We start from the raw sequence: 23,018 nt of genomic DNA, 5'->3' as shown, positions 1-23,018 counted from the left end.
CTAATAATTATCTTCAGCAATAGGAAATTATAAAAAACTCTAGGATTCAGGGGGAAATATTTTATGCATGATCTAAGTGATAAAGTGAAACAATTTCATAGTGATGGCTTTGTTTTTATGAGTAATGTTCTAAATGAAGACCAAATCAATTTATTGAATACCGGGGTTGAAGAAGCTTTTCGAGGTCCAAGGAATGGGTACGCTCCTATTTTTCGTGGTATGATGTTCGAACGTGGTGAAGTCTTTGAAAATTTAATCGATTTGCCTCCAGTTATTAATTTAGTCGAAGCAATTTTAGGGGATAATTGTCATTTGCGTAGTATGAATGCAATTAAGACCCCTAGAAGAACAGGAATAGATCAATGGCATATCGATTTAATTGATGATGAAATGTTTTTCCCACTTCCAAAAAATGTTGATTGGGATAATAATATTCAAATGCCAGTATTTATTGTCAACTGTCTATACTATCTCGCGGATGTTGAGGAAGATATGGGACCTACACAATTAGTTCCTGGTAGCCATAGAAGCGGTAAATTTCCAGACACTAAACAAGAACTCCCTGTTTATAATGGAAAAAAACCCGTGACTTTTAAAGCAAAAGCTGGTGATTGTCTAATTTTTAACAATCAGGTTTGGCACCGTGGCGGTTTAAACCTTAATCAAAAACCAAGAATCGTACAGCAAGTTGTTTATAGTAAATCTTATATTTCTCAGTCATTTTATCCCCTCTTAAATTATAGGGTTCCTGAGCATGTATTGGCTAGAGCAGACAATAGACGTAAACGATTAATAGGCTTCCATAAAGTGGGGTTGGTGTAAACCTTACAAAACGCCCGGAATTTTGATGTACAAATTTATAATTTTTTTAGCTTACTGGGCATGGGGATTATCACTTGTTCAGTAAGCTAAAATGTAATTTACTATTTAGAATTTACTAACAATAATAGAACTATAGTCTTCATTTTTATAAAACTAACCTTATAATATTCCATTTTCAACTCCGATTTTTGTCCATATGTTTACTCCACTTTTAGTTTTTAATTTACTATACATTATTTTATAAGATATTGAACCAATTAACACTGGTGAAAGACGTCTTATTCAAAAGAATAATTCTGTAAGTTATGATTAAAAAAATAGAAAAACCATCTCCACTGTAGATATCGCTTACTTTACGTCACATCTTCAGAGGTTTTAGCTGTAGTTACATTTATATAGGCTACATTCACCTATCTTTTTCAACTCTTCTTTATTTAATATATTTTCATGATAATAAACGTTCACAAAAGGCATACATTTTCATTCCTTTTTCTTAATTTAATTTCAACAAGTTTTCATCGTGAAATGTGCAAAATCTCATATACTGTAACACCTTTATTTGTTACCATTTCAGGCTTCTCTTCATAAAACTCAAACCTACTATATCCCCATTTATCCGGATTATAAACGATTACATTCCCTAAACACTTTTCGTTGTTTTGTACATCTTCATTTATCGTGCTTAATTGAGTCCCAATCAACGTTTTACTTTGAGAAATACTTCCTGCATATTCAACAACATATCTACTTTTCTTAAATCCATCACTTAGATTAACCACTAATGGAACACCTATATGTATTTGTTGCCATCCAAAAGATTGTAAAATGTTATCGTAATACCCTTCAAAGATAAATTTATTCATCCCTTCATGACCATTCCAAATATATAAAGGTGCATAGCAGTTATAAAAATTCCCGTCTTTCTCCGTTTCCGTAATTAAATAAGCTTTAAAATTTAGTTCTTGGAAACCATCAGTTTTATAGCCATTATCCTTTACCCTTTTCTTAATAATTTCCATGTCATAATCCTTTGGAAGAATGACCTTATATTGCATTCCAATCATGTTTATCACTCGCTTTCAATCTTATATACATTATGATAAATCGATAAGCGGCTAACGTAAAATAGGTATAAATTATGTTTGGTATCATTTATAATGATAGTGCATAAGGGGCTGAGATACATGGAAATAAATGATCTTATTATATTCAAAACTGTGGCCAGTGAGGGTTCTATTAGTAAAGCTGCTAAAGAGTTAGGATATGTTCAACCGAACGTAACTGAGCGAATCAAAAAATTAGAACAAGAATTAGAAACGCCTTTACTACATAGAGATAACAAAGGTGTTTCCTTGTTACCTGCTGGTGACATTTTATTAGATTACACGAATAAAATATTAACTCTATTAGAAGAAGTAAAAGATGAAATTAAAACGAGTGGTTCTTCTTATATAATAGCGACGTCACAATCTATTTTGACAAATTATTTAAGTAAGCGTATTAAAGTAAATTTCAGAAATTATCAAATATATGTAGAAAGTAGTAGTCATTTGCAAAAATTACTGCAGCAACAAAAAGTTGATATGGTCATAACTTATGAGGATTATCCTGACGCATCGTTTAAAAAAGTGTTCACAACCTCAATTTCTGTAGGCTTATTAAAAGCGAAAGAAAAATGTACCATTGATTATTCAAAAGAAATTTTCTTCGTTAGCAATGACAAAAAGTGCCCTTTTAGGAATAAGACAATACAATTTCTAAAAGAAAACAATCTATCTCAGCGACAACTTCAACAGTTGGATTCTTATTCGCTTATGGAAGAGTTTATTGCTGATGGAAAAGGAATAGCTTTTTTACCGATTAAAAATGATACATTAGTAATAATTGAAGATGTTCCCCTTGAGAATTTAGCTGTTCATTTTTTTACGAATCAAACCTTTATCAAGCATATCCCTGATGAACTATTTGATTAATAAAATGACTTTGATTACAAACTTTTTTCAAAATAAAAATCCCTCTTTAACGAATATACAAGAGGGATTTTTATTTTGTATACAATTGATTTTTCACACGTTTTGCTCCACTTCTGTACTTTTCTCCTTTTTATTCCTTTTAAAACTCTTCAATTTCTTAACCGTCCCAACCAATCCTTTCGGAAAAACGAGTAGCACGATAATATACAATAAACCTAGAATAATCGTCCATCTTTCAAAAATCGGATATTCCGTCGCTAGTTCTGATAAATAATATTTTAGTGATTCAATAATCCCAGACCCAGCAATAGCTCCAATTAATGTTCCGACTCCTCCAATCATTGTCATTAAGAGTGCATTTAGTGTCATTTCAATTGAAAATACAGTCGTATTGACAAAGCGTAATGTAATAACAAATAAACCACCGCTAATTGCAGCTACTATTCCTGCGACTACACTTGCGATTATTTTATAATGGAGGACTTTATATCCAAGTGCTTCAACACGTTGTTCATTTTGTGAAATTGCCTTTAATACTTTCCCAATAGAAGACTTTGTAAAAAGACGTAATAGAATAAAAATGAAGCATAAACATACAAGTGATACATAATAAAAAGTAAAACGATCACGGAATATTTCTGGTACCCCAAATGTAAAACCATCTCCTCCGTGAGTAAGCCCACGCCATTTTTCAGCAAGTACGAAAAACAACTGTGAAATAGCAAGTGTTAACATTGCATAAAAATGACTTTTCAATCGTAAAGAAAGCAAACCAATTATATAACTAACGATTGCTGAAACGATAATTGCAGCTACTATTCCAATTAAAAAGTTCGTTATTGATACGCCTTGTCGATCAAATAAAAGCGCTACCCCATATGCTCCTATCCCAAAGAACATACAATGACCGAACGATACAATTCCTGTATACCCAAGCAATACATCAAAACTCATTGCAAAAATAGCAAAGATGAAGATTTGAGTGAACAAAATTAACAGGCTCCGTGAATCATTTACGAACGGAAATACACTTAAACAAATGAGCATACATACTCCGGAGTATACTTTAATTCGGTCCGATGTGTTGTTCACCATTTCACCCCTTTTCACCAACAAGTCCAGTTGGCTTCACTATTAAGAAAAATAGTAACATTAACATATTAATTGCAAGTGATAAATCTGGTATAAAATACGCTGTAAAAGCACCAGCTAATCCGACAATTAAAGAAGCAATAGCTGAACCTTGTACGCTTCCTAATCCACCGATAATTACTACTATAAATGCTAAAATTGCATACTGCATGCCCATCTCGGCGAAAATAACACCCGAATACGGTGCTAATAAGAATCCTCCCAAAGCTGCCATCCCTGCTCCTAATAAAAAGACGAAAGAAAATATCGCTTTTACATTAATACCAAGCGCTTGAACCATTTCTTTATCCATTACACCAGCACGGATCATAAGACCTATCTTCGTCTTTTTGAGTAATAATAGTAGTGCAATGTAAATAATTATCCCAATCAAAATAACGAATAGACGATATTTAATTAATATAATACCTCCGGATGTAAAACTTCCTTGTAACCATAACGGTAATTTTGCACTAATAGGGTTTGGCCCCCAAAATATTTTAATACACTCACTAAGAACGAGCATTCCTCCAAGCGTAACGAGCAGCTGTCGAACATGATTTCCATATACTGGTCTAATAAGAAACCTTTCTAAAATAAATCCTAGGAACATTCCCATAGCTACTGCTCCAACTAAAGCTAATATATAACTTCCTGTCATATTAAATAACCAAACACCTGTAAATGCTCCCCACGCAAATAAACCACCGTGTGCAAAGTTTAAAACGCTCATTAGACCGAAAATAAGTGAAAGACCTGATGCTAACAAAAAAATGAGCATCCCTGTTGAAATCCCATTTACAAATAAATTTATTAACACATCCATCCTTTTCACCTCGGGTTCATGTTAAGAGATTCCTAAATATTTATGACACATTTCCTTATCCTTTTTTAATTCATTCATAAAACCGTTATGAACAATTCGTCCGTTATCCATAATGTAAAAATAATCGCCAATTTGACTAGCCATCATAAAATTTTGCTCAACAAGTAAAACTGTTGTTTTCTCTTTCATCTTCAAAATAGCTACCATTAATTTCTCCACCATTATCGGGGATAGCCCTTTGCTCGGTTCATCAATAAGTAATAATCCATCACTATTAATAAAAGCTCTTGAAATAGCCAACATTTGCTTTTGCCCTCCGCTCAAGAGCCCACTTTTCTTATTCCAAAACTGCTTTAAATCCGGAAATAGTTCCAGCATCCACTCTATTTTCCCTTCTACTTCTTCACCTTTCCCCCTAGCAAGAGCGAATGTTTCTTCTACTGTCAAATCATGAAAAATACCTTGATTTTCTGGTACATACCCTATTCCTTTCCTTGAAATTAAATGTGTAGGTAATCCACTTACTTTTGCACTATCATAATAAATTTCACCATCTGCAATCCGGTGAAACCCCATAACTGAGCGTAATGTCGTTGTTTTCCCTGCCCCGTTTCTACCAAACAGTACAGTAATCGTCCCTTTCTCAACAGTAAGAGATACTCCTTGCAAAATATGAAACTGATCTAAATACGTTTCTATATTATTCACTTGTAATAGTGCCACTATATAATCCCCCTAAATAAGCACTTTGTACACGCTCATCTTTTATAATTTCTTCTGGCAATCCTTCAGCCAATAACTCTCCATGAAATAAAACGATAAGATGATCTGACAAACCTAGTATCATATCCATTTTGTGTTCGATAAGTACAATTGTGCTCTCTGGATGTTTCTTAATATTTTCAATCACTTGTAATATAGCAGGGACTTCCTCAACCGAAATACCTGCCGTCGGCTCATCAAGTAATAACACATCCGTTTTTAAAGCTAATAACATCGCAAGTTCTAGCTTTCTTTTCTCTCCATGTGCCAAATCTTTCGCTAATACGTTCTCTTTCTCGTGAAGTAATACTGTTTTTAAGAAACGTCTCGCCTCTCCAACTTGTTGCTTTAATTTTGCTGGACTCGGGAAAAAACTATAGTAATCTTGTACGAATGATTGAACACTTAAACGGACATTTTCAAGTACCGTTAATTCTGGGAATATGTTTGTAAGCTGAAAAGAGCGACCGATTCCTAAGCGTGTTCGATCTGAAATCGATAGTTTTGTAATATCTTGCCCTTTAAAATACACTTCACCTGTTGTGGGTGAAATCTGTCCACTTAGTAAATTAAATAATGTTGTCTTCCCCGCACCATTTGGCCCGATAATAGAAATGAGTTTTCCTTTTTGGACAGTTAAATTTACATCTTTAATAACATGATCTTCACCAAAAGATACGCTAAGATTTTTCGTCTCTAACAAATGTGTCACGAAATCCCCTCCCTTTAAAGCCGTGAGTATGAAAGAAATATGTATAAAGAGGGTCCCCCCTCTTTATACAAAAACAACAGAAAATTCAGTCTATTTATTTTGAACTGGTGGTTCTGTTTCTTTCATCGTTAATTCTCGCTCTAACACTGGCACCGGATAATCAACACCGTCTTGCTTTTTCAATGTGATAGAATACAGTGTCTGCATCGCTTGGTGATCCTTCTCTCTAAACTTCATCTTTCCTTTTGGTGTATCAAATTCCATTCCTTCCATTTTCTTAATCAAGGTATCTACATCTGTATCACCTTTTGTTTTCTTTAAGGCTTCTACAATAGAAATTGCTGCTGACATTCCTCCCGCTGTAAACAAATCTGGCACTGCACCATTAAAACGTTTTTTATGCTCTTCAACTAGCCAATCATTCACTTTATTTTTTGGAAGCGTGTGATAATATACAGAAAAACCTTGCATACCTACTAATGCATCCATTGTTTTTAATGCTGGTATATCTGGCGCACCTGTAGAAATTTTAATACCTTGCGCTTCCACATTCATATCTTTCAACTGTTTCCAAGGTGAATTTGCCCCTGCCCAAACGATAAATAAATAATCTGGTTTTGAACTAATGATATTTTGAATATTCGCTGTAAAATCTGTTGAATTTGTATCCGCGTATTGCTCATTCACAATGTTCGCACCTAATTTTTTCGCACCCGCTTTAAATGCAGCAATCCCTTCACGACCAAAAGCGTTATCTGGGGCAAATGTCGCAATCTTTACATCTTTTTTCGCAATTGCTGCTGCTCCTGCAATCGCATCTTGTGAGGAACTTCTTCCAGTTCTAAAAATATATTTATTCCAGTTCTTCCCGGTAATACTATCCGCAACTGCCGGTTCTACAACCATAATCTTTTCATATTCTTCTGCCAGTGGTAAAACCGCTAACGTATCACTTGAACTAGACGATCCAACTAAAAAATCAACTTTCTCTTCTTCTAATAACTTCGTAGCTTTCTTCACTGCTACATCCGCTTTCGTTTCTGTATCTTCTACAACAAACTTAATCTTTTTCCCATCTACTTTCCCAGTCCCACCAGTTGCATAGTCTAACCCTAATTCAAATCCGTTCACTGTTTGTTTTCCATACGATTCTAGCGGTCCTGTTAAAGAAGCAAGGACTCCTACCTTAATCGTTTTTTCATCTTCTGTACTTGTTTTCTTTCCTGAACAAGCTGCCGTTATTAATAACGAACCTAAAACACAACCAGTAAACATTGTCTTTAGCCACTTACGTTTTTTCATCGACATTGTGATCCTCCCCATACTTTACTTTCTGATAGAATCAAACACGCCAAAATCCCCTGTCCGTAATCATGACTAACTAATACGATAGATAATGGAAAACTCTTGTAGTACCCTCTACATTCGGCACAAATATATAATCACCTTCCTATGTAATGGAAACGGACATACAATCAATATATATTCTGCAATCCAATTGAAAATACTGTTTCATTTTAGTAATGGCCATACAAAAAGACTAACTTATTTTTTAAGTTAGTCTTTTCACCTTAATTAGAGTTAAGTTCTACTTTCTCTAACCCTTCAGCCAATCGTTTCTTATCTATTCCTTCTCCAATTACTACTAAGTTTGTTGGGAAACCGAAATCTTGTTCCAGTAAAGTCGGTACTCCGAACGAATATTGGAATAGGTGAGGGTATTTATCTCCATGGAATTTCACAAAGCCTTTCACTCGATAAATACTATCTGGTAAATTCGAAAGCCATTCATATAATTTGTCTTGATCAATCGGTTTCGTAAATTGATACGTCATCGTTTGTATATGTAAATGCTGTTTAACGTGTAGTGTCTCATGTTCCTCATCATTTGGAAATTCTGCTTCTTCTATATCTTTTAAAGATATATTACAATACTTTGTCTCATACATTTTCGCATGATCATTTATTGTCTTTACTTCTTCAAGTACTATGTTCTTATCTTCATCTGTTAGTAAATCTGCTTTATTAACAAGAATGTGACTACCAAATTTCAGTTGCTCATGCAATAGCTGTTGTACATTTGCACTTAATATACTTTTGTTTAACCACCTTACTGCATCTAAAACGACTACAATTGATTTCACTTCCAGGAAAGGAGCTAAAATTGGCGAGACACACGCGTCTAACACTTCAATTGGATGCGCAACACCTGTCGTTTCTATATAAATGACATCTGGTCTTTCTTGTTGGTATAACGAATGTAATTGTATTTCAAGCTCTTCTTTTAACGTACAACAAATACAGCCTTTAAGAAGTTCTCTTAAAACATTCTCTTTTCCAATAATATCTGTATCTACCGAGTATTCACCAATTTCATTCATTAATACTGCAACTTTTCTATTCTTCTTTTTCTCTGCTAACAATAAATTTTGTAATAATGTTGATTTTCCACTACCTAAAAAACCACCTAATATATGAATCTCCACTTTATTCATTCAACCGACCATCCATTTCTTTACTTCAAATGTATTCAAAGCGTAATAATTACGATTTATATTTATCATTTTATTAAAAGAATGACCATTTGTAAATATAAGAGATTCACTGTTCATTTACTTCATATGCAACTCTTACTCCAGACTCAATTGCCCCTTGCATCCATCCATGTGTTAATGTCGTATGCTCTCCTGCAAAATGTACTTTTCCAGATGGTGGTGTAATATACGGAAATAACTCGAGCTCTTGGCCTGGTTCGAAAGCTGTAAATGCACCGCAAGAATACGGATTTTTACTCCAGCTAAAAGATGTTCCAGTGACAAACTCACTATAGACGATGTCACCGTATATTTCCGCTAAATTTTTTAATGCGTAACGAATACGATCTCTTTGCGGGAGACTATCCCATGTTAACGCCTCATCTGCCCACGTATAACTTGCTATTACGATAGCTGGTCCTGGAGTATGAATGCCATAACTCGGATAGTATGTAAACCGTATCGGTAAATCAGTAATAGATTTACCGCCACACTGTCCCGCTTTCTCCCAAAATCTACTTTTAAACTCTATTGCAATTTTAGTTGCAGCAATATAATTTAATTCACGAATTGCTCTTTTTTTAAAATAAGAGAATAAATAGTATGGCTGAACTTCTACAAATCTTAACGCTGAAAATGGAATTGTAATAATAGCAAAATCACTTGTTATTGTAAATTGCTCTAACGTTTGTTCATGATTTCCTTGTAACATTACTTTATTATCTTCTTGTATAATTTTATCAACCTTATATGGCATTAAAATATGTTCTCTTAATTGTGGTAAGAATGCATTCGATAACTTATCCATTCCACCAGTTATTTCATAATATTTCGTCGTTGAAGTAAAGAAAATCATTTCACGTAATACTTCAATTAAGGACATTCCCATATAAGCTTCCATATCAAGAAGTACCCCAATCATATCTATTGCACCATCTGAATAATACTCCATTAAAAATAAACCAAGCGAATACGTTTTATACTTTTTTTCAACGATAAGCCAGTTTTTATCAGGATCCTTCTTAATATAATTTAGTATTGGTTCTAATACCTCAATCATTAGCTCTTCTGCCGTTTTTCCTCTTTCTTTATCCAAAACCGGATATTCAAGTACACTTGGATCATTTTCAAACACATTCAATCTCGTTTGAATGTTATTCGTATAAATGATATCTGCAAAAGTTTTATTTATAAAAAGGTTTAAAGGTAGTTTAAATTTATGAATATACGCTAAGGTTAACTTATGGGTGTCAGGGATTCTCATCGGTCCCGCATTAAAATATAAACCCACACTAAATGGTTCCCGAATCGTATACACCCTGCCACCTATTCTGTTATTTGCTTCTATAATCGTTACTTCGTGCCCAGCCTCTTTTAATAAAGAACCTGCAACTAATCCAGAAATCCCTGCACCTGCAATCGTAATCCGTTTTGGGTTATTCTTTTTGACAAGCCCTGCATGAATAATATGAAGCATTTCTTCCATTGCTAATGGGTTCCCCATGCCATTTCCCCTTTTACAAAGGATTTTACTGAATTATATTCGGTTCACTGAATTCCTATGTTTTGTTCGCGGATTTGCACGGATACATTTTCAAATACTTGAATATCTTTTATAAAATGTAATAAACTAGATATGACTCTATAGAAGTAAGACGTATTATCTTACATAATAAAATCAATGAAATTGCGAGGAATTTTGAAATGAAAAAAGGTATTAACCGTGTTGTATTAGTAGGAACAGGAGCAGTTGGATGTAGTTATGCTTACTGCATGATTAACCAAGCCGTAGCTGAAGAATTTGTTTTAGTCGATGTAAATGAGGCAAAAGCTGAAGGGGAGGCAATGGATTTAAGTCATGCTGTTCCATTCGCACCAGCTCCAACTAGAGTATGGAAAGGCAGCTACGAAGATTGTAAAGATGCTGACCTTGTAGTTATTACAGCTGGATTACCACAAAAACCAGGCGAAACACGTTTAGATTTAGTTGAGAAAAACGCTAAAATCTTTAAACAAATCGTTCGCAGTATTATGGATAGCGGATTTGATGGCATCTTCTTAATCGCAACAAACCCTGTAGATATTTTAACTTACGTAACTTGGAAAGAATCTGGTTTACCGAAAGAACGTGTAATCGGTTCTGGTACAACGCTTGATTCTGCTCGTTTCCGCTATATGTTAGGTGAGTACTTCGATATTGGTCCACACAACATTCACGCTTATATTATCGGAGAACACGGCGATACTGAACTTCCTGTTTGGAGTCATGTTTCCGTTGGTATCCAAAAACTACAAACACTGCTTGAAAAAGACAACACGTATAATCAAGAAGATTTAGACAAAATTTTCATAAACGTCCGTGATGCAGCTTACCATATTATTGAGCGTAAAGGCGCAACTTATTATGGTATCGGTATGTCACTTCTACGTGTTACAAAAGCAATTTTAAACGACGAAAATAGTGTATTAACTGTATCAGCTTACTTAGAAGGTCAATATGGTCAAAAAGATGTTTATATCGGGGTGCCTGCTGTTTTAAATCGCGGCGGTGTTCGTGAAATTTTAGAGGTTGAATTAAGTGAAGAAGAAGAATTAAAATTCGATCACTCTGTTCAAGTATTAAAAGAAACAATGGCTCCGGTTCTTTAATTAAGATAAAAAAGCAATCCAATTTATTTTGGATTGCTTTTTTATCTTAATTATCCCCTATGACCTTTTAATGATTTTCTATCATTTCTTATTTTTTAGTCGCATCCTCATTATTTATATCAAGTACATCTAATAAAAAGATAAAGATTGGTATCCCGATAATAAGCCCCCATATTCCGAGGAAATGCTCTGAGAAGATGAGAATCATAAATGTATAAAAGATTGGTAAATTTGTTTTTGCAGACATAAACTTCGGATTTAAAAAATAACTTTCAAGAGCGTGGATTACTGTTATGAACACGAGTATGTATACTACGTACATAACTCCGCCTACGTTGTAAGCAATGATACAAAGTGGAAACAAAGAAATAATCACACCTGCAACAGGAATCAACCCTAGTAAGAAAACCATAACAGCTAATACAAGTAGCTGTGGAAATCCTAAAACAATTAATGCAATGACAGTAAGAATACAATTTACAACGGCAATTAAAAACTGAGCTTCAATTACTTTTCCGAACGATCTTGCAAATCTTTCACCAAAATATGCAATTTCCTCATAAAAGATTTTTAACTTACTATCTTTAAACTTAGATGTAAATGTAATAATACGCTCTTTTTCTAATAAGAAAAATAAGCTTAAAATTAGAGATAATAATATTTGTAAACTTACCTTCCCTATATTTGCTATTGATTGATATATAACATCTACACCTTGTTCTATATATTTTGATACTTCCATCCCATTAATTGTCGAAAGTACATATTTAACGATTTCATTATCAGGTGGATTTTGAAAAAATAGTTTAAATTGATAAATTAATTGTGAAATTTGTATCGTCAGCACAGGTAAATATTTATATAACGTTGTGCCTATAAAGGAAACTAGTATTATATACAAACATGCAATAACAATTTTCCGGTTTACTTTCAATTTCCTTGAAATAAAACGTTGAAATCGATCCATTAAAAACGTCAGTATAAACGTAATTAATATTAAATTGATCATACTTTTTAATGCATATAATACAAGCGCTACTATTATTAAAACGAGAAACCGTTGAAACCCTCTACTTCGAAAAAAACTCTTTACTTCATTCATTAAGAATTAACCTCCCCCTCCAATGGATGGAAATTGAATCTATTACATTTTATGAACTCCTATAGACAATCTTTCTTACTAATTGAGAAGAATCCTTTTTTTCTTTTCATATTGTTAGATTCGTTTAACTGGAATCCACCAACATATTTCGGTGGACTCCAGTTATTTTTCATATAATCTTTTTATAAACTAGGTGATTTTCTATTTTTAGACTGCTGTTCATACGCATATCCCATATTGAAAAGCTCTCTTTCACCAAACTGTTTCCCTACAAACACTACACCGATTGGTTCTCCATTTTTATCATATCCAGCAGGAACCGCTAATTCCGGATAACCAGCTACAGCTGATAGAAGAATTTCATCGTTATTAATCATAACTAGAGCATCCAAACCTTTTTCTACTAAATACCTATCTAGCTCTTTTTTTGCATTTGCTTGACTCGTTTGTACTACGTTTTCGAACTCTTCTTTCGTTATAGCAGATTTTTCAGACCCCTCAATTAATGTTTGTCCGTATTTTATTCGTCTTTTACTATCCTTTTTATTAAACGCTATAATCTCTTCTAACGATTTTACCGGTATATTTTTTTGCTGTGAAAAATAGTCGTTTACATTATGCTTGAACTCATATTCTAATGTTTGCAAATTATCTACACCCTCAGCACTTAACTGGATATTATCAGCTAATATCGCACCTGCATCTTGAAGGTCTTTTCTAATTTTTTCTGCTACTGTTTTTCTATTTTCATCTTGTTGGTCTACAGAAAAAAGAAGCCCTGTCTTTTTCCCTTTTAATCCATCTATTGATAAATCCTTTGTATAATCAATTCTTTCTTTATCTTTCATTTTTTCTGTCATAACATCTTTTTCGTCATAACCTATCATTGCATTAAATAACGTTGCTGCATCTTTTACTGTTCTTGCCATAGGTCCTGCTGTATCAAGAGTTTCAGCTAATGGAATAATTCCTGTTCTACTTACCATACCTAAAGATGGACGTAACCCAACTACTGATTGCTGCGCCGCTGGTGCAACAATCGATCCCGTCGTTTCTGTTCCAATTGCAAGCGGCGCAAAATCTGCCGCAACTACTGTAGCAGATCCTGAACTTGATCCTGAAGTATCGAATGTAATCGGACCGTACGGGTTTAAATTTTGTCCTTTCTTCCCGCTATACCCACTTGGCATTGTAAAAGATAAATAGTTCGCCCACTCAGACATATTCGCTTTTCCTAAAACAAATGCTCCTTCTTCTTTCAACTGCTTCACAATTGTTGCGTCTTGATCTGCAATCCAATCTTTTAATACATAAGTTCCTGCACTAGTCGGCATCACTTTTTCCGTCTGTACATTATCTTTTACAACGACAGGAATACCATATAAATTCGAATTTTTGTTTCTACCCCGCTCTTGATCTAACTTTCTTGCTTCTTCCATCGCATTAGGATTTATCTCTGTAACAGAATTTAATGTTATTCCATTTTGATCATGTTCTTGTATTCTAAAGAGATAAATGCTCGTTAATTCTTCATATGACAACTTTCCATCATCAATCATTTTTTGAAGCTCATCTACAGTCGCATTTACGACTTCTTTTTCTTTTATTTTTACATTTTCTATATTGATTCCTTTAAGCTGATTATGTATCGGTTGTAGCACTCTTTCTTTATCATATACAATACGCTCAGGTTCCTTTGGAAAATAATTTTTATACACGTAATATCCGCCGACACACGCTAATAAGACAATGCCTCCAGCGATAGACAGCGTTACCTTTACCCATTTCTTCATGTTGCTTCCTCCACTCTATAAGGTGCTTCGTTACACGAAAAAGAGAGTTACCTTTTACTTAACTCTCTCCAATCAAAATGCTAAATGAAAAAATGAAAGATTTCAATCTAATTACTTCTTTTTTGCATTTGCTTTGCTAACATTTCTTTCACTTGATTATACGTTAACCCTGAATTTTTATTTAAACGCTTTACTTCCTCAACATCAGTACCTACCACTGTATATTTTTTCTCATCATTCATTTTTCTAATTCCCTTCTCACCGGATTATTTCTTATATTTCTTCCCTAAATGCACATAAATTAACACCACTACAAAAAAGGAAGCTGTTTTTAAGCACAGCTTCCTTCTCGTTACATATTGTATTTCTTAATAAAATTTCACTACATCTTCAGTAGGCAAGAACGTTCTTTCTGCTGGTTGTTCGTTTGGTTCACCAAATGGCATTTGACCTACTAAGCTCCACTCTGCTGGAATGTTCCAAGTTTCTTTCACTTCAGCATCTACGATTGGGTTGTAATGTTGTAATGACGCTCCAATTCCTTCAGCCGATAATAACATCCATACAGTATGTTGTAACATTGCATTTCCTTGATGAGACCAGAATGGGAACTGATCTTTATATAATGGTGCATTTTCTTGCATTTTTTCTACTGTTGCTTGATTTTCAAAGAATAACACAGTCCCAACACCTGTATGGAAACCTTTTAATCTTTCTACAGTCGCTTCAAAGTTTTCTGCTGGTACGCGAGCTCTTAGTGTTTCTTTAACAATATCCCAAAACTTTTCATGCTCTCCATCCATTAATACAACCATACGACCACTTTGCATATTGAAAGATGTTGGTGCGTGTAAAGCTGTTTTTAACACTTCTTCAATTCTTTCTTTCGTAATTGCATCGTTTTTTGCTACTTTACGAATTGAACGGCGGTTCACGATTGCTTCTTTTAAGTTTGTTGTAGTTGCTGACATTTTAATTCCTCCAAATGTTTGTTTAATAATTTATTTTGTTATTTCATAACAAGCGAATTAGCAATATCCATCGGTATTACATTGCATACCTTCAAATGAATTTGTTTTATCCTTTTCAATTTCTTTATCAATGACCCTTTCTAGTGTTTCTTTACTAGCAAGCCCTTGAATGACTTCATCTCCAATCATGACAGTTGGAACAGCCATAATATTCGCTTCATCATATGCGTGTTGAATTGCTTCTTGATGCTTTTCTTTATATTTACGAGTTACTAAAGCATCTTTAAATTCCGCCTCAGGAAGTCCTACTTCTACCGCTAATTTTGTTAACACATCAATATCTTCAATGTTTTGCTCTTCTTGGAAAAATGCTGTGAATACGCGGTGATGATACTCATTACCTAGTCCACGTTCTTTCGCAAATTGACATCCTTCGAAAGCTAAATGTGTATATGGATGTGGTGAAACACGTGGCAAGCGCATATCAATTCCTAACTTCTTCGCTGTCGGAAGAATGAAAGCATCCCATGAACCTAATTTTTCTGGTTCATTCCATGGATCTATTTTTGAATATGGACTTGGACGTAATTCAAATGGCATCCATTCAATCTCTACATCTTTCTCTTTCGCTACCTCATCTAATGGACCTTTTGCTAAAAAACAAAACGGACATATAAAATCTGAGTATACTTTCATTTTTACAGTCATAACTTTTACACCTTACCTTTATTGTTGTAATCAAATCAGTTACATTAATGACAAAAAAATATAAATAGGATTTAAGCATTCATTTTTTCTTGCAAAGTTTCAAACAACTGCCCCATTGTAATATTTCTCAAAACTTCTTCCATCGCGGATTGTGCTTGAATTAAAATAATTTCTAACACCGCTTGAATATTCGTCCCAATTGGACAATCTGGATTCGGTTGCTCGTGAATATGAAATAGCTTGTCTTCTTCGACTACGTTCACTGCATGATACACATCTAACAATGTGATTTCATATAAATCCTTTAGTAATCCCGCGCCACCCGGTCCACGATTTACGTAAACAAAGCCAGCTTGTTTCAAGTACGACATGATTTTACGAATGACTACTGGATTTGTATTGACACTCTCAGCCATATAGTCTGAAGTACAAAGTGAAGATGGATTGTTTTTCAAAATAGATAAAATATGAACAGCTATGGAAAAGCGGCTACTAATTTTCATCGTAATCACCACCTCGATGTAATTATTATAGTTACAACTAAAAAATAAGTCAATCCTTTTCATAGATTTTTTATAAGTAAATTAAAAAGTGTCCCATTATGATATATGAGACACCTCTTTTTATTCTGCAAATAGCGATTGAAATTCTTCAATAAATAGCTGCACAGCGATTGAAGAATCCTTTAATGAAGGAACAGCTAAAGCAATTTCTCTCCATACTTGTGGTTCCAATTCTCTCGTTTGCACATTTTTTGGTAAATTCGTTAAAGATAATTCAGCTAATATTGCAATGCCCAATCCTTCTTGAATCATATTTAAAGCTGTAGTAACTGTCGAAATTACATATTCAGCCCGAAGTGGTACGTTTGCTTGTTTAAACATATCAATAATGGGTGGTTCGTATCCACCCTTACATAATATGATCGGTTCATTCTCTAAATCACAAATTGTAAGAGCGTCCTTCTTACAGAGAGGATGATCCTCTCTTAAGATAGCAACCATTTTCCCCTTCGTTAATGGAACAATCTCCATATCTTTATTAGGCAAAATAACAATTCCTATATCAATAACCCTCGATACTAACCAATCTTCAACTTCTTTAATCGTTCCTTCACAAAGAACGACTTCTAAGTTCGGATACTTCTCCTTAAAAAGGTTTATCATTTTGGGTAAGAAATGTGCAGAAGCGCTCGGAAAACTCCCAATTCGAATCGTCCCAACTTCGTGCCCTTTCTCCATCGCAACTTCTTGTTCAATCTTCTCTACACCGTTCAAAATCTCTCTAATATGTACAAGAATTCTGTTTCCTACATCCGTAACAATTAATCCTTTTCGTTTATCACGTATAAGAATCGTAACTCCTATCTCTGACTCAATACTTGAAATCGCATGACTAACAGCTGGCTGCGTCATATTTAACACCCGAGCTGCCTTCGTAAAACTACCTAACTCAACGGTTTTTATTAATACTTGCAGTTGTGTAATGGTCATAACTAATCACTTATACTCCCCATAAAAAAGATTCATTTTATTTATTACAGTCGATATCATATCATAGTGAAATGAATAACAACAAGGAGGTCTTACCGTGACACAGCTTTCTCGAACTAAGACGGCCATAATCCTTACCTTTCTCGTTTTCATGTGGGGAATCAATTGGCCTTTATCTAAGTTTGCCCTGCATTATACACCACCCGTTTTATTTGCAGGCGTTCGAACTTTAATTGGAGGATTCATTTTACTCCTTTTCGCATTACCGAAATACAAAGAGTTACACTTAAAAGAAACTTGGCATTTATACGTTATTTCTTCTTTACTTAACATCATTATATTTTACGGATTACAAACTGTAGGCCTTCAATATATGCCAGCTGGGTTATTTTCCGCCATTGTATTTCTACAACCTGTTTTACTCGGCGTTTTCTCATGGATTTGGCTTGAAGAATCTATGTACGGCTTAAAAATTTTTGGGCTTGTTCTTGGATTTATTGGCGTGGGTGTCATTAGCTCTAGTAGTTTAACTGGACATATCTCTATTATCGGAATCCTTCTCGCGATAGGATGCGCTATTGGCTGGGCACTTGGAACAGTATTTATTAAGAAGACTGGGCACCGCGTTAATTCCATTTGGATGGTAACACTTCAGCTCATTATTGGCGGGCTTTGCTTAATTGGATTTGGTTCAGAGTTTGAAAGCTGGTCTAGTATCGCTTGGAGTATACCATTTGTTAGCGTACTTCTCTTTATTTCGTTCTTCGTTATTGCAATGGGGTGGCTTGCATACTTCACACTTGTTGGAGCTGGTGAAGCAAGTAAAGTTGGGGCTTATACATTCCTCATTCCACTAATCGCTATTATTGTAAGTTCAATTTTCTTACATGAGGCCATTACAATGAGCTTATTTATTGGGCTATTATTTATTGTTGTGAGCATTTGTTTTGTAAATATAAAACCAAAAGCACTTGCTATAAGGCAGCAAGTTGAATTGAAATAAACGTAAGAAAGAGCCTACTGTTTGTAGGCTCTTTCTTACGTCTTACTTTTTACGACGTACTACAAAAACACACGCACCAACCGACGATACAATCGCCAAAATAGATAAGACAATCGCTATTACTTGCATATTACTAGTGCCTTCATTCTTTTCTACACTAGACACTTCACCATGTTCTCCTGTTAATGACGTACCTTTTGCAATTGTAGTAAGTGAATGTGGTTTTTCAGCTTTTTCATCGCCTGTCCATTCAACAATTTCTCCATCTTTATATTGTTGATATGCGTCCCAAGCTATTTTTTGCTCTTTATCCGGATTTTTAGCGACGAAAGTAAATCGTTGGAATTGACCGGTTAAAATCCCTTCTCCTGTCGCTTCCCATACTACAGTTTTCACTTTTCCAGCACTATCTTTTTGCGCTTCCACTTTCCACCCTGGCACTGGCTCATACTGTTGAAACTCAACGCCAGACGGTATTTTTAGTGTGACTTTTGTTGTTGCTATATTTTTTTCAACTGGTACCTTTATTGTGTAAGTCTCCCATGAATTAACATCAGAAGTTTCTGGCTTTACCGTCACATGAGCACTAACAGGTAACGAAAAGATTCCCATTGCAATTATTGTTGCGATCATTGTTGTTCCTAATTTTTTTATACGTTTCATTTTCTATTAACTCCCTTTCATCTATAACGCCTCTTTATCTGCCACCTACAATAAATTTATAATCTGTATCGAAGCTATCCAGAGATTTTGTTAATCCATGAACATGTATATTCCAGTTTCCTGTCATGTTAATATACATACCTTCTGCTTCATATTCTCCCGGTGAAACTGCTGAAACTTTAAATGAACCTTTTCCCATATTCATATCTAATGATTGAGTAGTTAAAATAATTTGCTCCATATCAGTAACAGGTTGTCCGTTTTCATCCTTTAAAGTAATATGAAATGTATTTTGTCCTACTTTATTAGGACTTACATGTAAAGTAAGTTCATACCCATTATCCAGTTGCTTACTTTCTGTAAAAGGTCCAGTAGGAGGCATCGGTGGTGTTTGTACGTTTGTCATAAAAGCTACGATGACAAAAATGATAATTCCGATGATAAACTCTACTTTCACCGTAGCGCCTAATCCCTTCTGCGCTCTCATTTTCCCTTTCACATAATGTACAATTCCCAATATCCCCATGAAAATGAATAAAAGTATTTTTGCTAATAAAGCTAATCCATACTTCGTATCAAATAAAGAGTGGATTGTTGGAATAAAAAATGTACTGTTAAAAAGACCTGTTATTAAAATCACGATGACAGCACCTGTTGCCCACGGTGAAAAACGCTTAATCATATCCCAATACATACTCCACTTGTCATCCTCTTTACGTAAAAGAAGAATAATGGATGATAGACCGCCAATCCATAATGAAGCTGCAAATAAATGCAGAAAATCCATAACGACAGCAATCTCTTTAAACTTCAAACCATATGCATGACTATTAAAGGCTTTCATAACAAGTATCCCGATAAACAATACTATTGGAATACTCCATACTTTAAACGACGATAGCTTCCCACACTTCATCGCAAAATACGTAACAATTATAAGTGAACTAATAAGAACCATTTGAGTAATCCATACATATCCAAAAACAGAAAGCTGTAACGTTTCTTTTAAGAGTAAAGGATTGAATGCTTCTAGCCATGAAACATCTGCATTTATTTTTGCTTGTAGTGGTAGATTGAATAACAAGCTAATAAATATCCCAAATAAGGAAATCCATATTATGTTCTTACTCCTTGATCGAACCGAGGTTGCATTCCCTTTATACATAATAAGATTAAAGAATAGCACTCCTATAAATAGTGAGAAACTTGTATATAGAACCCCACGTTCCATAATCATATCTATTTGCGGGACATACCCCATCTCTTCTACTTGTACATCATCTGCTCCCGCTTCCGCTGAACCAATTCGGAACGGAATAACTCCTTGAATTGGATGTCCATCAGCTGAAATCACTTTCCACTGAATAGAGTAGAGTCCGTTTTTCAGATTTTCTTTTAACCCTGCTTCTAATAGTTTTTTGTTTTTTTTATCAATATGAGCATCTTTCAAATCGACCCTTTTACCTGATGTATCCCTCACGTACAATGTATTAAAACTTGAAACTTGTATGTCCTCATCGAATTCGATTTTCACAACAGATGGTGCCTTCTTCAAAGTTTCATTTTCAACAGGGTTTGATTTCACAACGTACGCATGAGCAGATGTACTTTTCGGTATCGATATGATAAGCACACATGCAATTAATAACCATGTCCCTAACTTTCTCATTACTTTCACAATCACTTCACTTCTTTCTTACTCATCGCTATACTTCCATTCCTTTAACTTTCCAAGTTTGATTATCGGGCGAAATATTAACCTTATTAAATATAATCTTCTATACAGTATAACTATTTATTTCTCTCTCACCTCTAAACTTCCAATATAATAGTAACTACCTTCATAGATACTACTTACATTTTTAAAGTAGATTGTTATTATATCATAAAATATATTTACGTAAGTTCCTGAAGAAGAAAAGTTATCGTGAATCATTTGTGAAGAAAGTGTGAAATACATAAATAAAAAGGTATTACGTTATTACGTAACACCTTTAAAAAAATATCCCTCTTCTATTTCTCTTCCGGATAATCACAATACTCTATGATTGTTCCCTCTGTATCCGCTGGGTTAAGATAGATTAATCTTCTGCCGTGTTTATTAATTCGAAGTGTATGCTTTAACGTTCGAATACCTTGTTCTTTCAATTCCTCTAAAGCCACATCTAAATCATCTACTCGATACGCAACGTGATGAACACCTTTACCTTTTTGTTTAATAAAACGGGCAATTGGAGATGTCGTATTATTCGTCGGTGCAAGTAATTCAATTCTATCTCCATCTACTTCAAGAATGGCTACTTCACTTTCCACACCAGGAGCTTCACTTACGTAACGATCTATTAAAGTTCCTAGTAACACATTTTCATAAAAACGTATCGTACTATCTATATCACGAACTGCGATTCCGATATGATCAATTGTTTTTTTCATTTTATTTCCCCTACTACTTTATTTTTTCTCATTATTAATAGTAACAAAAAAAGCTATAGAAACAAGTCTATAACTTTTTTTATTTAACCTATTTTCTTATCTGCTCTAGTTGCTGGTTGAACTTGGTTTTTCACTTTTAAAATGCTAATGCCATATCCGATAAATCCACCGATAATCGCTGGGAAGATCCAGCCTAGTCCTACTTCCTGCATCGGAAGGAATTTAGTGAACACTTGGCTTACTACTTCAATGTTAACTCCAGCTGCACTTAATCCATCGAATAAGCTGATGATAAATGTTACGATCAAGCTTACTTGATAAACTTCCGCTCTTCCTTTAAATAATGAATGGAAGAATGTTAAGAAAATCAATACGATTGCTAGTGGATAAATTGCTGTTAATACTGGAACAGAAACTGCGATTAATTGTGTTAATCCTACGTTTGCAACAATGGCACTAAATACACAGAGCGTGATTGCAATTGCTTTGTAAGGAACATTTGGGAATAACTTATGGAAGAATGAAGAACATGCTGATACAAGTCCCACACTAGTTGTTAAACACGCTACTGTAATCATTAATCCTAATAATACTCCGCCGTATGATCCAAAATAGTAGTTAGAAACTTTCGCTAATACTTCTCCACCGTTCTCTAAATGTCCAAGCTTTGCAACACTTGAAGCACCCATATAAGAAAGAGCTGTATAGATAATTGCTAAAATAGATGCTGCAATTATGGTCGCTTTTGCACAAACGACCATAATTTGTGTTTTCGTTTTTGCACCTTTTTCTTTAATTGCATTAATGATAATAATCCCGAATACGAATGATGCGAGCGTATCCATCGTTAAGTATCCTTCTTGGAATCCTTTAAAGAATGCATGTGATGTATAAGCTTCCACTGGTGCTTGCATATCTCCAATCGGATGTATAAAAGCAACGATTACTAAAATACCGATGAAAGTCAACTTAATTGGCGTTAAAATTTTTCCAACAATATCGACAATTTTCGCGGGATTTAGCGAAAAAAAACAAGTGATGCTAAAGAATATAATTGTGAAAAGAATTAAAGGTGTAGAACCTACTCCCTCTGGCATAAACGGCTTAAGACCAATTTCATAAGATACATTTCCTGTTCTCGGTATTGCAAATAACGGACCGATCGCTAAGTATAAAACTGTTGTAAACACAATCCCGAACACTGGGTGAGCGCGACTTGCTAATGACTGCAAATCATCTTTACCTGAAAAACCAAATGCTAGTACACCTAGTAATGGTAGTCCAACACCAGTTACTAAAAATCCAGCGTTAGCAATCCATACATTCTCTCCTGCTGATTGACCAAGCATCGCTGGGAAAATTAAATTTCCCGCTCCAAAAAATAGTGCAAATAACATTAATCCAATAACTACTATGAACGAAAACGGTACTTTATTCGCCATA

23 protein-coding genes and 1 pseudogene are annotated in these 23,018 nt (G+C 34.5%); 4 read left to right on the top strand and 20 right to left on the bottom strand.

Features of this window, described 5'->3' with window-relative positions; translation table 11 throughout:
- The first annotated feature begins 63 nt into the window (after positions 1–63).
- Entirely contained in the window at positions 64–822 is a 759-nt protein-coding gene (locus tag MR160_RS06625; protein ID WP_000543792.1) for a phytanoyl-CoA dioxygenase family protein, read from the top strand.
- Between the two features lie 402 nt (positions 823–1,224).
- Here MR160_RS06625 and MR160_RS06620 read toward each other — a convergent pair.
- Together MR160_RS06620 and MR160_RS06615 are read right to left on the bottom strand one after the other, a co-directional pair.
- Positions 1,225–1,296, bottom strand: a pseudogene (locus MR160_RS06620) (tautomerase family protein); the annotation flags it as partial.
- A 41-nt stretch (positions 1,297–1,337) separates the two neighbouring features.
- Positions 1,338–1,886, bottom strand: a complete 549-nt coding sequence (locus tag MR160_RS06615) for a DUF4865 family protein (protein WP_000579907.1) — start codon at positions 1,884–1,886, stop codon at positions 1,338–1,340.
- 120 nt (positions 1,887–2,006) lie between these two features.
- On the opposite strand from MR160_RS06615, the gene MR160_RS06610 reads away from it, so the two are divergent.
- Positions 2,007–2,795: a LysR family transcriptional regulator gene (locus MR160_RS06610; protein ID WP_000404994.1), complete on the top strand. Its 789-nt coding sequence runs from the start codon at positions 2,007–2,009 to the stop codon at positions 2,793–2,795.
- A gap of 93 nt (positions 2,796–2,888) precedes the next feature.
- On the opposite strand, the gene MR160_RS06605 is transcribed toward MR160_RS06610, so the two are convergent.
- The 7 genes from MR160_RS06605 to MR160_RS06575 form a co-directional block, all read right to left on the bottom strand.
- Complete coding sequence (locus MR160_RS06605; RefSeq protein WP_002083259.1) at positions 2,889–3,842, bottom strand: branched-chain amino acid ABC transporter permease; 954 nt, start codon at positions 3,840–3,842, stop codon at positions 2,889–2,891.
- A gap of 49 nt (positions 3,843–3,891) precedes the next feature.
- A complete protein-coding gene (locus MR160_RS06600) occupies positions 3,892–4,752 on the bottom strand; it encodes a branched-chain amino acid ABC transporter permease (protein WP_000382788.1) in 861 nt (286 codons plus the stop codon).
- Positions 4,753–4,773: 21 nt separating this feature from the next.
- Complete coding sequence (locus MR160_RS06595; RefSeq protein ID WP_001196709.1) at positions 4,774–5,475, bottom strand: ABC transporter ATP-binding protein; 702 nt, start codon at positions 5,473–5,475, stop codon at positions 4,774–4,776.
- The gene (locus MR160_RS06590; RefSeq protein ID WP_000149310.1) at positions 5,453–6,226 is read right to left on the bottom strand and encodes an ABC transporter ATP-binding protein; all 774 of its coding nucleotides are present in this window, start codon (positions 6,224–6,226) and stop codon (positions 5,453–5,455) included. The genes MR160_RS06595 and MR160_RS06590 overlap by 23 nt, the downstream gene beginning before the upstream one ends.
- Positions 6,227–6,316: 90 nt before the next feature.
- Entirely contained in the window at positions 6,317–7,534 is a 1,218-nt protein-coding gene (locus MR160_RS06585; RefSeq protein WP_000061996.1) for a substrate-binding domain-containing protein, read from the bottom strand.
- Between the two features lie 263 nt (positions 7,535–7,797).
- Complete coding sequence (locus tag MR160_RS06580) at positions 7,798–8,721, bottom strand: CobW family GTP-binding protein (protein WP_001044926.1); 924 nt, start codon at positions 8,719–8,721, stop codon at positions 7,798–7,800.
- 106 nt (positions 8,722–8,827) lie between these two features.
- On the bottom strand, positions 8,828–10,264 hold the full coding sequence (locus MR160_RS06575) for a flavin monoamine oxidase family protein (RefSeq protein ID WP_000527999.1): 1,437 nt from the start codon (positions 10,262–10,264) through the stop codon (positions 8,828–8,830).
- A 200-nt stretch (positions 10,265–10,464) separates the two neighbouring features.
- On the opposite strand from MR160_RS06575, the gene MR160_RS06570 reads away from it, so the two are divergent.
- Positions 10,465–11,409, top strand: coding sequence for an L-lactate dehydrogenase (locus MR160_RS06570; RefSeq protein ID WP_000715322.1), 945 nt, complete (start codon positions 10,465–10,467; stop codon positions 11,407–11,409).
- 88 nt (positions 11,410–11,497) lie between these two features.
- Here MR160_RS06570 and MR160_RS06565 read toward each other — a convergent pair whose 3' ends face one another.
- From MR160_RS06565 to MR160_RS06540, 7 genes are all read right to left on the bottom strand, one after another.
- Positions 11,498–12,511, bottom strand: a complete 1,014-nt coding sequence (locus MR160_RS06565; protein ID WP_001006602.1) for an AI-2E family transporter — start codon at positions 12,509–12,511, stop codon at positions 11,498–11,500.
- Between the two features lie 182 nt (positions 12,512–12,693).
- Positions 12,694–14,304 carry an amidase family protein gene (locus tag MR160_RS06560; protein ID WP_242297114.1) on the bottom strand — a complete coding sequence of 537 codons (1,611 nt, stop codon included), beginning with the start codon at positions 14,302–14,304 and terminating at the stop codon, positions 12,694–12,696.
- Between the two features lie 107 nt (positions 14,305–14,411).
- Positions 14,412–14,546: a hypothetical protein gene (locus MR160_RS34810; RefSeq protein WP_000997346.1), complete on the bottom strand. Its 135-nt coding sequence runs from the start codon at positions 14,544–14,546 to the stop codon at positions 14,412–14,414.
- A gap of 126 nt (positions 14,547–14,672) precedes the next feature.
- On the bottom strand, positions 14,673–15,275 hold the full coding sequence (locus MR160_RS06555; RefSeq protein WP_001277014.1) for a nitroreductase family protein: 603 nt from the start codon (positions 15,273–15,275) through the stop codon (positions 14,673–14,675).
- A 57-nt stretch (positions 15,276–15,332) separates the two neighbouring features.
- The gene (locus MR160_RS06550) at positions 15,333–15,983 is read right to left on the bottom strand and encodes a DsbA family oxidoreductase (protein WP_000216673.1); all 651 of its coding nucleotides are present in this window, start codon (positions 15,981–15,983) and stop codon (positions 15,333–15,335) included.
- Between the two features lie 71 nt (positions 15,984–16,054).
- Positions 16,055–16,486, bottom strand: coding sequence for an Rrf2 family transcriptional regulator (locus tag MR160_RS06545; RefSeq protein WP_098832834.1), 432 nt, complete (start codon positions 16,484–16,486; stop codon positions 16,055–16,057).
- A gap of 120 nt (positions 16,487–16,606) precedes the next feature.
- A complete protein-coding gene (locus tag MR160_RS06540; protein WP_000156761.1) occupies positions 16,607–17,476 on the bottom strand; it encodes a LysR family transcriptional regulator in 870 nt (289 codons plus the stop codon).
- Between the two features lie 97 nt (positions 17,477–17,573).
- Between MR160_RS06540 and MR160_RS06535 the strand changes: the two genes are divergently transcribed.
- On the top strand, positions 17,574–18,479 hold the full coding sequence (locus MR160_RS06535) for a DMT family transporter (RefSeq protein ID WP_000192819.1): 906 nt from the start codon (positions 17,574–17,576) through the stop codon (positions 18,477–18,479).
- Between the two features lie 42 nt (positions 18,480–18,521).
- On the opposite strand, the gene MR160_RS06530 is transcribed toward MR160_RS06535, so the two are convergent.
- The 4 genes from MR160_RS06530 to brnQ all read right to left on the bottom strand — a co-directional run bounded on the left by MR160_RS06530 (position 18,522) and on the right by brnQ (position 23,017).
- The gene (locus MR160_RS06530; RefSeq protein ID WP_000821388.1) at positions 18,522–19,142 is read right to left on the bottom strand and encodes a YcnI family copper-binding membrane protein; all 621 of its coding nucleotides are present in this window, start codon (positions 19,140–19,142) and stop codon (positions 18,522–18,524) included.
- A gap of 34 nt (positions 19,143–19,176) precedes the next feature.
- Positions 19,177–20,826 (bottom strand): copper resistance CopC/CopD family protein, encoded by a 1,650-nt coding sequence (locus MR160_RS06525; RefSeq protein WP_002083252.1) that lies wholly within the window; start codon positions 20,824–20,826, stop codon positions 19,177–19,179.
- Between the two features lie 329 nt (positions 20,827–21,155).
- Positions 21,156–21,575 carry a VOC family protein gene (locus MR160_RS06520; protein ID WP_000750851.1) on the bottom strand — a complete coding sequence of 140 codons (420 nt, stop codon included), beginning with the start codon at positions 21,573–21,575 and terminating at the stop codon, positions 21,156–21,158.
- A gap of 83 nt (positions 21,576–21,658) precedes the next feature.
- A complete protein-coding gene (gene brnQ / locus MR160_RS06515) occupies positions 21,659–23,017 on the bottom strand; it encodes a branched-chain amino acid transport system II carrier protein (protein WP_001284783.1) in 1,359 nt (452 codons plus the stop codon).
- Position 23,018 lies beyond the last annotated feature (1 nt).

Source organism: Bacillus cereus group sp. BfR-BA-01382 (assembly GCF_022663475.1).
In the GTDB taxonomy this organism is placed as follows: domain Bacteria; phylum Bacillota; class Bacilli; order Bacillales; family Bacillaceae_G; genus Bacillus_A; species Bacillus_A thuringiensis_S.
The sequence above is the reverse complement of the archived record's forward strand: the minus strand, read 5'-3'. Positions and strand labels throughout refer to the sequence as shown.